Raw genomic sequence first — 15554 nt, 5'->3', positions numbered from 1 at the left:
TCAACGTAAAGGTAATGCAGTGCCAGAGGCCGCATCCGAAGATTCCCGCCACGCTCCTGTTGAACTTCATGGCTTCGTGCTGACACGTCATTGGCGGGACACGCCCGAGGGGGTGGTGATCAGCTTCTGGATTCGCACCGACGAAGGTGCCGTACGTGCCGAATGTGCACCCCAGGAAGTCGTCGCTTTCCTGCCCGCCGAACAGCAGGTACTGGCTCAGACACTGGTGAGCTTTGAGGTCGGCGCCGAGCTGCGTCCGCTGGCACTGGAAGACTTCCACCATCGCCCGGTGGTGGGGCTCTACTGTCGTGAATATCGCACCCTGGGCCAGCTGGCGCGCCGTTTGAAGGCGATTGGCGTCGACGTCTACGAAGCGGATGTTCGTCCGACGGACCGCTACCTGATGGAGCGTTTCATCACGGCAGGCGTCACGGCACGCGGCGAGCGCCAGCCTGATGGCAGCGTGAAGAATGCGCGCCTGACACCGCTTGCGGGCTATCGGCCACCGCTGCGCTGGGCATCGCTGGATATCGAGACCGATGCGCGGGGCAATCTGTATTCCATCGCGCTCGAGGGCTGCGGACAGCGTCAGGTGTACATGCTGGGGCCCCCCAATGGCGAGGAGAACGTCAGCCGCGATTTCTCGCTGGAATACCGCGATAGCCGGCGTGAGTTGCTGCAATGCCTGCTGGACTGGGTCGCAAGGCATGATCCGGATGTCATCATCGGCTGGAACGTCATCCAGTTCGATCTGCGCATGCTGGTGCGGCTGTCAGAGGCCGAAGGTCTGCCGCTGCGACTGGGGCGTGACGCCAGCGTGATGCAGTGGCGCTCTCATTCCCGCCAGGCCGAGCACTTCTTTGCCGAGATCGCCGGGCGCTGGGTGGTGGATGGCATCGAGGCGCTCAAGTCGGCCTTCTGGCATTTCGAGTCGTTCAGTCTCGAGAATGTCTCGCGTGAGCTGTTGCAGGAAGGCAAGGCCATCGATGACCCCTACGGCCGGCTGGACGAGATTCTGCGCATGTTCGCCGAGGACAAGCCTTCCCTGGCGCGCTACAACCTCAAGGATTGCGAGCTGGTCACGCGCATCTTCGCGAAGACGCGACTGATGGAGTTTCTGCTCGCGCGGGCCGCTGCCACGGGGCTTGAGGCGGATCGCAGCGGTGGCTCGGTGGCGGCCTTCACGCACCTGTATCTGCCGAGATTGCACCGGCTGGGCAAGGTCGCGCCCAATCTGGGAGACGTGGTGGGGGAGGACAGCCCCGGTGGCTTCGTGATGGATTCCCAGCCCGGGCTTTATGACTCGGTGCTGGTGCTGGATTTCAAGAGTCTGTATCCCTCCATCATCCGCACTTTCCTGATCGACCCGCTGGGTCTGGTCGAAGGGCTGCGTGGGTCGGAGAACGGCACGGATGATGCCCCTGAGGCCGGTGTGCCCGGTTTTCTCGGCGCGTGCTTCTCGCGTGATCGACACTGCCTGCCGGGCATCGTCGCCGAGATCTGGCAAGCACGTGACGCCGCCCGCGCGGCGGGTGATGCCCCGCTGACCCAGGCGCTCAAGATCATCATGAATGCCTTCTACGGCGTGCTGGGGTCACGCGGCTGTCGTTTCTTCGATCCACGGCTGGCGTCCTCGATCACGCGGCGTGGCCATCAGATCATCCAGCAGACGGTGGAGTTGATCGAGGCGCAGGGCTATCGCGTCATCTATGGCGATACCGACTCCACCTTCGTGTGGCTGGGCGCTGCGCATGACGAAGCCGAGGCGAGCCGGATCGGCCGTGAGCTGGCGGCGCATGTCACCGACTGGTGGCGACGGCATCTCAAGGACAGTCTCGATCTCGACAGCGCGTTGGAGCTGCAGTTCGAGACCCACTATCAGCGCTTCGTGATGCCGACCATTCGCGGGGCCGAAGAGGGCAGCAAGAAACGCTACGCCGGGCTGCAACAGACAGGCAGCAGCGGCCAGACGGAACTGGTGTTCAAGGGGTTGGAGTCGGTGCGTTCCGACTGGACGCCGCTGGCCAAGACCTTCCAGCAGGGACTCTATCGCCGCATCTTCGAAGGCAGCCCCTATCAGGAGTATCTGAAAGGCTACGTGCAGGATTACCTGCAACGCCATGCCCATGGCGCGGCGGACACCTCGGATGTCGAGGCCTTGATCTACCGCAAGCGGCTGCGGCGCAAGCTCGACGACTATCAGCGCAACGTGCCGCCCCATGTCCGTGCGGCGCGTCTGGCGGATGACGAGAACCGTCGGCGGGGCCTGCCGTTACGCTATCAGCGCGGCGGCTGGATTCGCTATGTGATGACCACCTCCGGCCCGGAACCCGTCGAGTATCTGCGCTCGCCCATTGATGTCGAGCACTACCTGAGTCGTCAGCTCAAGCCCGTCGCCGATGGCATCCTGCCGTTCGTCGACGATGATTTCGATCGCCTGCTGGATCGTCAGATGACGCTGTGGTGAGACTTGCGGCCACATGAGTGGCCCATGAGCGGGGGGGCTCCTATCGGGGAGTGGTGCAAGAAGAGGGGGGGGCGCGCGACGGCATCTATAGTCGTTATTCCGTAGTGATAATATTTCTCATTATTTCTTGCATTAACTATGCGCGCCGTAAGATTCTCTTTCGGCGCAGTCACATGACCTGCGTCGCCGCCTTTTGGTGGCGGTCTGATTGCCATGATGTCCGGGAGCAGGTGTGACGTTACTGAAAGTGGTTCTTGCCCAATATCGCTGGTCCTTTCTTGGTGTGATCTTTCTGAGCCTTGTCAGTGCAGGGCTAGGCATCGGTGTCATTGCCTATATCAACCAGCGACTCATCGCGCATTCTGCCACCGTCCCCCTGGACGAGGGGCTTGCGGCCCATGTCGGGGTGCTTCCGGAGTTTCTTGGGCTGATTCTGCTGTTGCTTGCGATCACGCTGGGTGCACAGTTGGCATTGACGACGCTGGGGCATCATTTCGTGCATGGACTGCGCGGGCGTTTGGTCAAGCAGATCCTCGATACTGATATCGAGCGGCTCGAGCAGCTCGGCAGCGCCAACCTGCTGGCGAGTCTTTCGAGTGACATCCGCAACATCACCCTGGCGTTCGTGCGCCTGCCAGAACTGGTACAAGGCATCGTGCTGACCCTGGGAGCCGTGTTCTATCTTGGCTGGTTGTCTCTCGGCATGATGTTGATCACCGCCATCTGGGTGACCTTGACCATTATGGGGGGCAGCTGGATGGTCACGCGAGTCTATCGCCACCTGGCCGAGGTGCGTGAAGCGGAGAGTCGCCTTTATGCCGACTATGAGGCTGTCATCGACGGGCGCAAGGAGCTGGCGCTCAATCGTCCACGTGCGCGTGACTATTTCGACACCAGCTACAGTGTCAATGCCTGTGAGTATCGCCATCATGTCGTGCGCGCGGACACCTACCACCTGAGCGCCGTCAACTTCTCCAACATCATGATGCTGGGCGCCATCGGTATTGTCTTCTATCTGGCCAATGGCCTGGGATGGGCCAGTGGTGAAGTCGCCGCGACCTTTTCCCTGACTCTGCTGTTTCTGCGCACGCCCTTGATCCAGGCCGTGGGGGCATTGCCCACCTTGCTGGGGGCTGATGTGGCCTTTGCCAAGCTGCGCAAGTTGGCATTGGCACCGGTCAACGCCGATTTCGCGTCTCCTCGGCATCCCGAGCCGCGAGGACATGATTCAGCCGCAGGCACTTCGGCCGAGTCTGACTGGCAGACCCTGAGTCTACAGGGTGTCTGCTTTCGCTACGCCGGCCGCGAGAACACGGGACAGGACATTGCGCACAATGACATGCAGGCCTTCTGCGTCGGTCCGCTGGATCTTACCCTCAGGCGCGGAGAGCTGGTCTTCCTGATCGGTGGCAATGGCAGTGGCAAGTCGACCCTGGCCAAGCTTCTGACCGGCCTCTATCGGCCAATCTCAGGCACGCTCTTGCGGGACGGGCACCCGATAGGCGAAGACGAGCGGGAAGCCTGGCGTCAGCAGTTCTCGGCGGTCTTCACTGATTTCCATCAGTTCGATCGCCTGCTGGGTCCGACCGGTGGGCCGGCAGACCCGGCATTGATCGCGCAGTGGGTCGACTACCTGCAGATGCGCGAGAAGCTGGTGCTTGAGGAAAACCGTGTGATCAATACCGAGCTGTCTCAAGGGCAGCGCAAGCGACTTGCGCTGTTGATGGCAGTGGCAGAGCGTCGCGACATCGTGTTGTTGGATGAATGGGCGGCAGATCAGGACCCGCAATTCCGCCGCATCTTCTATCGTGATCTGCTGCCGCGTCTGCGCGAGATGGGCAAGACGGTCTTCGCCATCAGTCACGATGATCATTATTTCGGGCAAGCGGATAGATTGTTCGAGATGCGCGCCGGCAAGTTGCAGGAGTTGTCGGGTGCCCAGCGTGATCGTATCAGTCGGGACGCTGTGGCGCGCCTGGATGAAGCGTGACCGGGAAGACGAAAGCGCATACCTGCCGATGCCCTGCAAGACGTCCCACGAGCTGGGCATCGTCTGAGCGCTGGGCAGAAGAACATGGACGAAGATGGAAGACGCGATGCAGGTAGCAGACGCAAGAAGTCGCAACGCCAGGACGTGAGCCCAGGAGACGGTCTCATGTGATGTGTCAGGGATGATGTCCGGCTGCAGAGTGAATCGCCCCTCGGGGTGTTGCAGTCGGTAGGACGCGCCATTCTCGGGATTGCATGCAGGTACATGCAGAACGGTGTGTCACCGCAAGTTACATTTGTTGAATACGAATCATCCTAATTCCATTCCGCATTGGATATGAGCGTGCCAGTGAGAGACGCCACGAGACGGAAGGGGAAATTGACCATACAACGATCGCTACAAGGGAACACGACATGCCAAGATACCTATCATCTCGACAGGCAGCTGCCCGGCCGGCACCTGCACCTTATTCATATGCCGCTCTGTCACAAGCCCCACTGTCACACACCATACGGCTCTGCATCGCGGCATGGCTCCTGTCACAGTCCGCCATCGTGCTGGCCGCCGAGACCGATGGCACCATGGTCGTGGTCGGAACGGCACTGAAAGTCGATGCGCCGCTGGTGGAGACGCCGCGTCCGGTCTCGACGGTCAATCGCGAAGAGCTCGACACGCGAAACGTCCAGCAGCTCGATGAAACCTTCCGCTACCGTGCCGGCGTCCTGTCTGGCCATTATGGATCCGATAACAATACCGACTGGTTCAAGGTGCGTGGCTTTGATCAATCCACCTATCAGGATGGCCTGCGCATCTACCGTGAAGGCTTCTATCAGTGGTTGCCGGAGACCTGGGGCCTGGAGCGGGTCGATCTGTTCAAGGGGCCTTCCTCCATCCTCTATGGGGAGGCGCCTCCTGGCGGTCTGATCAATGCCATCAGCAAGCGTCCGACCGATGAGCCCCAGACGGAACTGCAGCTGCAGATCGGCAATCGCGATCTTCGCCAGACGGGGCTCGATACTAGTGGTTATCTGAGCGAGTACGGGGATGTGCGCTATCGTCTGGTAGGGCTGTATCGCGAACGTGATGGGGATCTGGATCATACTGAGAACGAGCGCTACTACTTCGCACCGAGCCTGACCTGGGACATTTCGGATGCGACCCAGCTGACGCTACTCGCCAGCCTCCAGAAGGATGATGGTGTACCTACCAACGCTTTCAAGCTGGCCTATGGCACCAATGATGATACGCCGTTCGGCAAGGTGGACCCGCAGACCAATTACAGTGAACCGGGGTATGACAAGGATGAGCGTACCCAGACATCCCTGGGCTATGAGTTTCGCCATCAAGTGAACGACACCTGGGCGCTGGAGCAGGATTTCCGTTATAGCCAGCTGGATCTCGACCTGATCAGCAGCTACATCCTCTATCAGTCCTCGGCGCGCGAAGGTCAGCGGGGGCTTCTGTACCGCGAGGGCACCATCGACAGCTATACCGTCGACAACCGGGCCATCGGCAAATGGTATGGCGAGCGCACCGAGAACACCTTGCTGCTGGGTGTGGATTATCAGAATCTGAGCCTGTCGGGCAAGGAAGCGGATGACTATGCCTTCGGCGACCCGATCGATCTGTTTGATCCGCAATACGGCAATTACACCGCATTGAGCGATGAACAGATCACGCGGCGCGATATCGACAAGGAGCAGATCGGTCTCTACGTGCAGGATCAGCTGCGCATCGACGACAAGTGGGTACTGCTGGCGGGAGTGCGCTACGACCAGGCCGAGACCGAGAACGTCAATCAGACGACGGGGTCTCGTGAGCGCTCCGATGATGACGAGATCAGCTGGTCGGGCGGGGTGATGTACCTGAGTGACTTCGGCCTCAACCCTTATCTGAGCTATACCGAATCCTTCGAGCCGATCAGCGCGACCGATGATCGCGGTTCGCTCTATGAGCCTCGCGAAGGTCGTCAGTGGGAGCTGGGCGCCAAGTACCAGCCTGCGGGCTGGGATGGGTATCTTACGGCTGCCGTCTTTGAACTCACTGAGGACAATACTCTTGTCACCACCGGAGGTTTTCAGGTTCAGGAAGGGGAACGCCAGTCGCGTGGCTTCGAGCTGGAGATGGTCGGTTATCTGACGGACCATCTCAAACTGACTTCAGCGTATACTTATACCGATGCACGCTTGGAAAACGATGTGCGTGCCCCGCTGATACCGCGCCATCAGGCCTCCAGCTGGCTGGATTACGCCTTCGAGCGTGGTGCCCTGGAGGGGCTGCGTCTGGGGGCGGGTGCCCGTTATGTCGGCGAATCAGTGGATGGCGATGCCACCGTGTCCGACTATCTGCTGTTCGATGCGATGGTTGGCTATGACTTCACTCGCGAGTTGAGTGCGCAGGTCAATGTCAGCAATCTCACCGACAAGGAGTATGTCGCCAGTTGCAGTTATTGGTGCTATTACGGAGAGTCTCGCAGCATCATCGGGAGTCTGACCTATCACTTCTGAGGCAGCTGGCTGCTTTTGAGTGCTGATGCTCGTGAGAGCATGGCAATCTATCAACGACAAGGCCTCGCAGGCAGCTACCTGCGAGGCCTTGTCGTTCCTGAGGCATTGTCATCTTGAGACATGCGCGTTTGGGGCATGGTTACCGCTTGCTACATCAGCGCCAGGTGATTGTCCCAGTGGGTATTCGCCAACCGCACCGGGCCAAGCGCCGGCAGCCCCTCCTCATCGATCAGCAGCCACTCGCCACGACCATTGCTGACCACGAAGCCTGCAGGCGTCTGCTGCGTGGCCGGCACCGCCAGCACGCCAGCGCAGTCGGCGAAGTCCAGAGTCGTGTCCAGCTCTCCCGTCGCGAGATCCCAGAGCGTGATCAGATTGCCGCGTGGGGCAGTCGCCACGGCCAGTCGCCCATCGGGGGAGACGGCGATACTGGCGATGTACTGCTTGAACTGTGGGACGTAGTCCCGCGGCAACGGCAGTTCCTGCAAGCGGTCACTGCCGGGATGCTTCATCACCACCAGCGGTCGGTGGTCCGCCGCGGGGCCCTGGTACTGATAGCCCGCGACGATGACGCCCTCACGGCTGACGTCCAGGTGGCGCAGTGACAGCTGGTGATGGGAGGGCTCGCCTTGCCAGCGAATCTCGCCCGAGACACGGTCGAGCAAGGTCAGATTCGACTGCATGCTGTCCAGGTTGAGCTTGACCCGACCGGTTTCAGGCCGCGTCAGAATCCCGCCATTGGCGATGATCAGCTGTTGGCCATCCGGATGCAGGCGAATTTCATGCGGGCCGATCCCGCCACTGGCGAACTCGCCGATCCGTGTGAAGTCGCGATTCACGTCGTAGATGCCGATGCGGCCTTCTCCGGGCGCGATGGCATTCTCGGTGGTGTAGAGCAGACCGCCATCCGGGCTGAATACGCCATGCCCATAGAAGTGGCGGTCTGGTGCGGCTTCGATGCGTGCGATCCGCTCGCCACTGTCGAGGTCGAAGACATTGATTTCCGTCCCCGGACGCCGTGAGAAGATCAGCGCCCACGGCTTGTGAGGGTGTCGGGTGGCGCCGTGGGCGCGCTGGCGTATCGGCTGGCGCCAGCGCTCCACTCCCCGATAACTGGTGCAGCTGGCAAAGTGCTGCCCCGTGTCATCATCACATGCCGAGATGGCTACCCCGAGTGGCTCGCGCCCCTGGGCACTGGCGGCGTTGTTGCCGCCCGCCACGGCCATGCCGCCGGGCAGTCCCATCAGTGGCGTGCAGGCCAACGCCTTGAGCAGCCGACGTCGCTGGCGGGCGTCGGCTGCGTGTGTGTCTGTCATGCCGTGAGGCATCTCGCCTGGCCCCTTGTCAGTTGTCATTCGCCGCTCTCAATTCCTCAGTCGCCATCGGTGCTGTTGAAGCCCAGTGACAGGCCAAGCGCCGGGTTGAGCGTGTCGGCAAAGCCGGCCTGCAGGGTCTCGACATGGATCATGGCCTGCTGCAGCTCACCATTGCGCGGGTCATCGCGCAGTATGCCGGCGAGGTCATCCGGCAGGGCGGCGAAGGCCTGGCGCGCATCGACGAAATCGCTTGTGGTGGAGGCCACCATGCGCGGGTCGACCTGGCCATTCAGATAGCCTTGAATGCCTGCGACATCGTCATTGCCAAGCCAGAGGCGTTCCATCATCGCCAGGGTCGCCGCGATGTTGGCAAGCCCCATGCCGCCACGCCAGGACTCAGCCGCATAGGGGTTGGCCGTGCCGCCGTTGTCGAGGCCGATCGGCCGGCGCAGTCTGCGGTCCTTGATGGCTTCCAGCTGCACGGTCAGCGCGCGAACCAGAGACAGCACGGCGTCGCGTGAATCGCTGAAGGCGCCAGTGCCTTCGGCCAGTTGCGGCGCGAACTGCTGCCACTCATCACGCAGCGTCTTGCCGGTATTGGCGGCGTAGGCGGTGTTGGCCGTCATCAACTCGCAGCGGCGCGAGTCGGCCGTGAGGGGCGAGTCGGCATAGCGGGCATCGAACAGCTGATACTCCACGCTGCCCAGTCCCTGCATGACGATGGATTGCTCCGCCAGACTCTCGACCGTGATAGGGGCATCACCGGCGAGCAGGGCGCGGGTCTTGCGCGCGACCAGATCCTTCTTGTCCGGCCAGAAATACAGCTGCCATTGACGCGAGTTCTGCAGGATCGGGCCCATTTCCACCCAGTTGACCTGATTCAGCCCCAGCATGGCGCTGCGCCAGTCCTGCTTGAGGGTGTCGAGGGTCACGTCACCCTCGGCGGAGCAGAACGCCTGAGTATGCTGCGCGAGCTGTTGCAGGCGGCTGGCAAGTTGCTGGTGCGCCTCACTCAGCGTGTCAGCGGCAAACTGGCTGACGGCCGCTGCGCTGTTGGTGTCAGTGGTGGCAGCGTCTGTGTTGGCGGCAGAGGAGTCCGTCGCCGCCAGTGTGCTTGTCGAGAACAGCGCGGCGCCCAGCAGTGTCATGCCACAGGCCATCAGGGCCAGGGGCGAGGTATTGCGCAGGCCTGGTTTCATCGGGGTTGCGGCAGGGGTGAAGGTGTCGCGGGGCATGAACGGGTATTCCTTGTCAGAGAGTCTCGAGGAAGCGCAACAGGGCTTCACGCTGGTCAGTCGGCAGGGCCACGACGGCATCGCGGCTTGGCTGGGCTTCGCCGCCATGCCAGAGCACGGCCTCGAGCAGGGTGCGTGCACGGCCATCATGCAAGAAGCCCGTGGCAGGGTTGACCGTCTGGGCCAGGCCGATGCCCCACAGGGGCGGCGTGCGCCACTCCTGGCCGCTGGCGTCGAATTCGCGGCGATCATCTGCCAGTCCTTCGCCCATGTCATGCAGCAGCATGTCGCTGTAGGGCCAGATCGTCTGCTCGGCCAGTTGTTCCGCCACGCCGCCGGACTGGGTGGTCAGGCGAGGGCGGTGGCAGCTGGCGCATTCCAGCTCGCGGAACAGTTGCTCGCCCTGGCGCACCGTCGGGTCATCGATGTCACGCCGGGTGGGCACGGCCAGATTTCGCGAGTAGAAGGCCACGTTGTCCATCACGTTGTCGTCGACCTCGATCTCTCCCCCATCGGGCAATGCCTCGCACTTCTGGAGCGGGGTGCAGTCGGTGGAGCTGACCAGATTGGAAGTCAGCCCCATGTCACCGGCGAAGGCCTTGGCGCTCTGCTGACGCACATCGGGCTGGCCGGCCTTCCAGCCGAAACGCCCCATGACCTCGCGTTGCTCGGCGAGTGACCAGACAGTATTGGCGCGCCCGCTGATGCCGTCGCCATCCGCATCCTGCGGGTCGGCCCACTCGAGCAAGGTCTCGTCGCTGACCGCCTCGAGCAGCCCCAGCCCCACCATGCCGGGGGCGAGACGTGGGGAGAGCGCGATGGCGCCCGGGTCACCGAAGCCGGGTTCGACGATGGAGTAGCGCGGCTTGCGCAACGCGATCACTTCCCCGTCCGCCAGGGTCACCGTCACTTGCTCGTAATCCACCTGCATGCGGCCTTCGCGCTCGATGCCGGGCACGGCGGCATTCTGCAGCTGGGTGCCATAGACAGGATGCGGCATCACCCCGGCGATACGCCGGAATTCACGCTCCTCATCGCTCCAGCTGTCCTCGTGGCTGTCCGGCAGACCCAGGCGCAGGAAAAGGCCCACCGAGGGATCGCCCTCGACCGGCAGGCTGCCGCGGCCATCCTTGACGTGGCAGTTCTGGCAGGCGTTGGTGTTGAACAGCGGGCCGAGGCCATCGCGCGCGGTGGTGCTGGCGGGCGCGATCACCCAGGGGCTCTTGAAGAAGCTGTTGCCGACACTGAAGGACAGACGCTGATCGAAGCTCAGGTTCTTGGCCGGCAGCGAATAGGCATTGGTATCGTGCTTGGGCACGCTGCCGTCGCCACCGCTTCTGTCGGTGTCCTGCAATGGCAGGGAAGACAGATAGCTCATCACTGTCATCGCGGAATCTGCCGTGGGCTTGGGTTGATCTGCCGATGCCGACTGAGCAGGCAGGCACGCCAGGGCGATGGCAAGTGGCAGGGAGCGGGTCAGGGAGGGACGCAGCATCATGTCGTGGTGCAATATTGGCATACAGGGTTTTCCCGGCTTGCGCGGTCAGGCTGCTCGAAGAGTCGCCTCTCAGGACTCTATCGGCAGACGCGCATGAAAAGCTGGCGCAAGAACCATCAACGCCCGAACCTGTCGTGAGAGAGGTTCGGGCGAGGATATCAGCGCGACGCGAGGCAGCTTGGGGTCTTCAGCCAACTCACGCTTGGCAATGTGGAGCAGTTGATCAGAATTCGTGATCTGCCGTGTCGGCTTCCAGGCCATCGATACCGACGGTGCCGGCAATTTCTTCGATCAGACGGGTCTGGGCGACCAGATCCTGAATACTGGCATTGATGATCTCGGCGCCTTCGGCATTGCCCGGGGCGATCATCTGGTCAAACTTCATGCCGCCGTCGGCTTCTGCCGTGTCGACCATCACCTGCAGCTGGCCCATGGTGGTGTCGAGCGCCTCATGCATCTTCTCGGCCAGTTCCGGGTCATTCTGGGCGACGAGTGCATGCAGTGACGGGCCTTCGAAGGTGCGGCCGTCCAGGGTCACGTACTTGCCTTCGTAGACGTTCTGGATGCCCTTGGCATTGTAGAAGTGCGAGTAGTGGGTGTTGTCGGAGAAGCAGTCATGCTCGTCTTCATAGGAGTTGGCTTCCAGCGCGACCTTCATGCGCTCACCGGCCAGCTCACCCAGTGACAGGGAGCCCATGCCGAACAACATCTTCTCGAGGCCTTCACCGGCCGGCAGTGAGGTCAGTTCCGCGCGGTAGTTGTCCTTCTCGCCCTGCGCCCACTGGCCGACCATGTATTCCAGGTCGCTGATCAGCAGGTCGTTGGCGGCCAGCAGGTAGGCGCCACGACGGTCACAGTTGTCGGCGGTACAGGCATCGCCCTTGGCGAAGTCGGTCGCCGGGCGCTCGCCGGCACCGGCCTCAAAGCCGTGCATGTCCTGACCCCAGAGCAGGAATTCGATGGCATGGTAGCCGCTGGCCACGTTGGCCTCGAAACCGCCCAGCTCGTTGAGGGACGCCAGCAGCTCCGGTGTGATCTCAGTGGTGTCGATCTTGTCGGCACCGATCTGCACGCTGTCGCTGGCGATGATGTTGGCGCTGGCACCCGGGTTGCCCAGCTCTGCCTGATAGCCGTCGCCTTCGACGTAATCGATCAGCCCTTCATCCAGCGGCCAGGCGTTGAGCTGACCTTCCCAGTCATCGACGATGGCATTGCCGAAGCGGAACACTTCACTCTGCTGATACGCCACGCGCGCCTGCTTCCAGGCGGCACGTGCCGCGGACAGCGTCTCGTCGGACGGCGACTCGATCAGCGCGGCATTGGCGGCGCGCAGGGCATTGGCACTGGCCAGGGCATCGCTGTAGGTGGCATGCGCGACGTTGGCGTACTGGGCGACGACAGCGTCGGCCGTCAACGCCTTGTCATGCGCGTCGCCATGATGCTCTGCCAGAGCGGCACCGGTGAACATGGAGGCTGACAATGCGATGGCAGCTGCCAGCGGCTTGCGTGAGGCAAAACGGAAAGAGGCAGTCATGTGGATCCCTTGATCGGTCTGTTGTTATGCAGTGCGCGCAGAACGGCAGTGCGTGGGGCCGCTCGAGAGGGGGCGGGAAGTCATTACACGATCTCTCGATGGTCGGCCCGCATCTCACTGGATCATATTGAGAACCTTTATTATTTGCAATCGACAAAACGTGCGTCCTGCAACGCAGGGGTGCACTGACTGCAATGCGCCAACGCCCTGCTCATCATCTGTGGCTGCCCGAGCAGGGCGATTGGCATGCTATGTCAGAGCAGAGCGTGTCAGGCCAGACCCGCGGCCTGTATCAGGGCACGCGTATAGTCCTCGCGGGGATTGCCGAGCACTTCTGCCGTCGTGCCCGTTTCCACCAGGCGTCCTTCACGCAATACCATCACCCGATGGGACAGCGCGCGTACCACCGCCAGGTCATGACTGATGAACAGATAGCTCAGGCCACGGCGTGTCTGGAGTTCACGCAGCAGGGCAATCAGCTGTTTCTGCACGCTGCGGTCCAGTGCCGAGGTGGGCTCATCCAGCACCAGCAGTCTGGGCTCGAGGATCAGGGCGCGCGCCAGGGCAATCCGCTGACGTTGGCCGCCGGAGAACTCGTGGGGATAGCGATCGGCACACGCCGAGGGCAGTTCGACTTCCTCCAGCACCTGCGCCACACGCAGGCGAACCTCGTCTTCGCTGAGCGTTGGATGATGAAAGCGCAGACCTTCACTGATGATGTCCGCCACCGGCATGCGTGGCGACAGCGAGCCGTATGGATCCTGGAAGACGATCTGCATCTGGCGGCGACGCAGGCGCAGCGCATTGCGATCCAGCGTATCGATGCGTTCGTTCTCGAGGTGGATCTCGCCCTTGGCGGCCTGCAGCTTCAAGAGCGCCAGGGCGAGTGTCGTCTTGCCGGACCCCGATTCCCCGACCACGCCGAGCGTCTCGCCGCGGGCCAGCGTCAGATCCAGCGGATGAACGGCGACGAAGTCCGCGGGGCGCTTCTGGAACAGCTTCTTGCTGCGCGCGAAGCGCACCTCCAGCTTGCGCGCGGCGAGAACCGGTGTCGCGGCGTCCTCGGCACTCAAGTCGCTGGCGAGGCCTTCGGGTTCGGCGGCCAGCAGCTCGCGGGTGTAATCGGCCTGTGGCGCATCGAATACCTCGTCGACGCGCCCTTGCTCGATGCATTCCCCGTCGCGCATCACGATCACGCGGTCGGCGTGACGGCGCACCAGATTGAGGTCATGGCTGATCAGGACCATCGCCATGCCCTGGTCGCGGCGCAGGCGGTCCAGCAGCTGGAGTATCTCCTGCTGCACGGTGACATCCAGCGCCGTGGTCGGCTCATCGGCGATCAACAGCGGTGGCTGATTGGCCATCGCCATGGCGATCATCACGCGCTGGCGTTGCCCGCCGGAGAGCTGGTGCGGCCAGGCATCGATCAATTCCTCGGGACGCGGCAGCTGCACCTGGCAGAGCAGTTCCAGCACGCGCTGGCGGGCAGCATTGCCGCGCAGCCCCTGCTGGAGGCGCAGGCTTTCACTGATCTGCTCGCCGACACGTGTCAGCGGGTTGAGCGAGGTCATCGGCTCCTGGAACACGAAGCCGATCTGCCCGCCGCGCACGCGTTGCCACTGGCGTGGCGTCAGGGCAGCGAGATTCAGCGTCTTGCCGTCAGGCCGCGTGAATTCGCGCTGCCCGGTGACATGGGCATGCCCCGGCAGCAGGCCAAGACTCGCCAACAGGCTGACGGACTTGCCCGACCCGGACTCGCCGACGATGGCCAGACATTCCCCCCGTCGGACCTCAAGGGAAAGATGCCTGACGACGGGTGTCTGGCCGAAGCGGATGCAGAGATCGTCGAGTCTCAGCACGCTGGCAGCGGTGCCGGTGTTGTCCGCAGGTGAAGAGGGATGGCTCATGCGTTCTGCTCCCGGTCACTGATATGACGTGGGTCGAAGGCATCGCGCAGCCCTTCGCCGATGAAGACCAACAGCGTCAGCATGATGCCGAGGCTAAGGAAGGCGGTCATGCCCAGCCACGGTGCCTGCAGGTTGTTCTTGCCCTGGGCGACCAGCTCGCCCAGCGAGGGTGAGCCTGCTGGCAGGCCGAAGCCAAGAAAATCCAGCGCGGTCAGGGTGGTGATGGCGCCGGTGAACAGGAAGGGGATGAAGGACAGGGTGGCGACCATCGCGTTGGGCAGCACATGACGCCACATGATCAGCCGCGAGGGCAGACCCATGGCCCGGGCGGCACGCACGTATTCCAGATTGCGAGCGCGCAGGAATTCGGCGCGCACGATATCGACGATGCCCAGCCACGAGAACAGCAACATGATGCCGGTCAGCCACCACAGGTTCGGCTCGACGATGCTGGCGAGAATGATCAACAGGAACAGCACCGGCAGGCCGGACCACACTTCGATCAGACGCTGGCCGATCAGGTCGACCTTGCCGCCGAAGTAGCCCTGCATGCCACCGATCACCACCCCCAGCACCAGCGAGCCCGCCGTCAGTACCAGCGCGAAGATCACCGACAGCCGGAAGCCATAGATGACGCGCGCCAGCACGTCACGGCCCTGGTCATCGGTGCCCAGCCAATGACGGCCATTGGGGGCCGACGGCGCCGGAGAGCCCAGATTCAGATCCAAGGTGTCGTAGGAGTAGGGAATCAAGGTGTTGAGCATGAATCCCTGCGCCTCGATGGCCTCGATCACATAGGGGTCGCGATAGTCGGTGGCGGTGGGCAGGAAGCCGCCGAAGGTGGTCTCCGGATACTCGTGCAGCATCGGCAGATAGGTCTCGCCCTGATACTCGACCAGCAGGGGGCGGTCATTGGCGATCAGCTCGGCCCCCAGCGAGAGCACGAACAGCACGCCGAAGATCAGCAGCGACCACCAGGCGCGACGGTTGTCACGAAAGGCCGCCATGCGCCGTCGGGTGATGGGCGACAGGCGTGAGGTGCGCGGGCGTTGCTTCGGTTGCTGGCTTTCGTCGCTCACGTCATGAGCGGGTGTCTCGTG

At 62.6% G+C, this 15554-nt stretch carries 9 protein-coding genes; 3 read left to right on the top strand and 6 right to left on the bottom strand.

Annotation, left to right across the window (positions count from 1 at the left end):
• Window positions 1-19 precede the first annotated feature (19 nt).
• The 3 genes from MKZ40_RS14105 (at window position 20) to MKZ40_RS14095 (ending at window position 6964) form a co-directional block, all read left to right on the top strand.
• A complete protein-coding gene (locus MKZ40_RS14105) occupies window positions 20-2467 on the top strand; it encodes a DNA polymerase II (RefSeq protein ID WP_282627946.1) in 2448 nt (815 codons plus the stop codon).
• A gap of 232 nt (window positions 2468-2699) precedes the next feature.
• Entirely contained in the window at window positions 2700-4457 is a 1758-nt protein-coding gene (locus MKZ40_RS14100; protein ID WP_175090225.1) for a multidrug ABC transporter permease/ATP-binding protein, read from the top strand.
• 581 nt (window positions 4458-5038) lie between these two features.
• Entirely contained in the window at window positions 5039-6964 is a 1926-nt protein-coding gene (locus tag MKZ40_RS14095) for a TonB-dependent siderophore receptor (protein WP_254627165.1), read from the top strand.
• 149 nt (window positions 6965-7113) lie between these two features.
• Here the strand turns inward: MKZ40_RS14095 and MKZ40_RS14090 are convergent, their stop codons facing one another.
• The 6 genes from MKZ40_RS14090 to MKZ40_RS14065 form a co-directional block, all read right to left on the bottom strand.
• On the bottom strand, window positions 7114-8280 hold the full coding sequence (locus MKZ40_RS14090; RefSeq protein WP_175090223.1) for a DUF1513 domain-containing protein: 1167 nt from the start codon (window positions 8278-8280) through the stop codon (window positions 7114-7116).
• A gap of 56 nt (window positions 8281-8336) precedes the next feature.
• Window positions 8337-9515 carry an imelysin family protein gene (locus MKZ40_RS14085; protein WP_175090222.1) on the bottom strand — a complete coding sequence of 393 codons (1179 nt, stop codon included), beginning with the start codon at window positions 9513-9515 and terminating at the stop codon, window positions 8337-8339.
• Window positions 9516-9531: 16 nt separating this feature from the next.
• Window positions 9532-11034: a di-heme oxidoredictase family protein gene (locus tag MKZ40_RS14080; protein WP_254627154.1), complete on the bottom strand. Its 1503-nt coding sequence runs from the start codon at window positions 11032-11034 to the stop codon at window positions 9532-9534.
• Window positions 11035-11236: 202 nt separating this feature from the next.
• On the bottom strand, window positions 11237-12547 hold the full coding sequence (locus MKZ40_RS14075) for an imelysin family protein (protein WP_175090221.1): 1311 nt from the start codon (window positions 12545-12547) through the stop codon (window positions 11237-11239).
• Between the two features lie 269 nt (window positions 12548-12816).
• Window positions 12817-14454 (bottom strand): dipeptide ABC transporter ATP-binding protein, encoded by a 1638-nt coding sequence (locus MKZ40_RS14070; RefSeq protein WP_175090220.1) that lies wholly within the window; start codon window positions 14452-14454, stop codon window positions 12817-12819.
• A complete protein-coding gene (locus tag MKZ40_RS14065; protein WP_282627945.1) occupies window positions 14451-15533 on the bottom strand; it encodes an ABC transporter permease in 1083 nt (360 codons plus the stop codon). Before MKZ40_RS14065 ends, MKZ40_RS14070 begins: the two co-directional genes overlap by 4 nt.
• Between the last annotated feature and the right edge of the window lie 21 nt (window positions 15534-15554).

Origin of the sequence: Cobetia sp. BMC6 (assembly GCF_029991385.1) — a bacterium.
GTDB lineage: Bacteria > Pseudomonadota > Gammaproteobacteria > Pseudomonadales > Halomonadaceae > Cobetia.
Note: the sequence above shows the minus strand (reverse complement) of the source record. Positions and strands in the feature narration are given on the sequence as shown.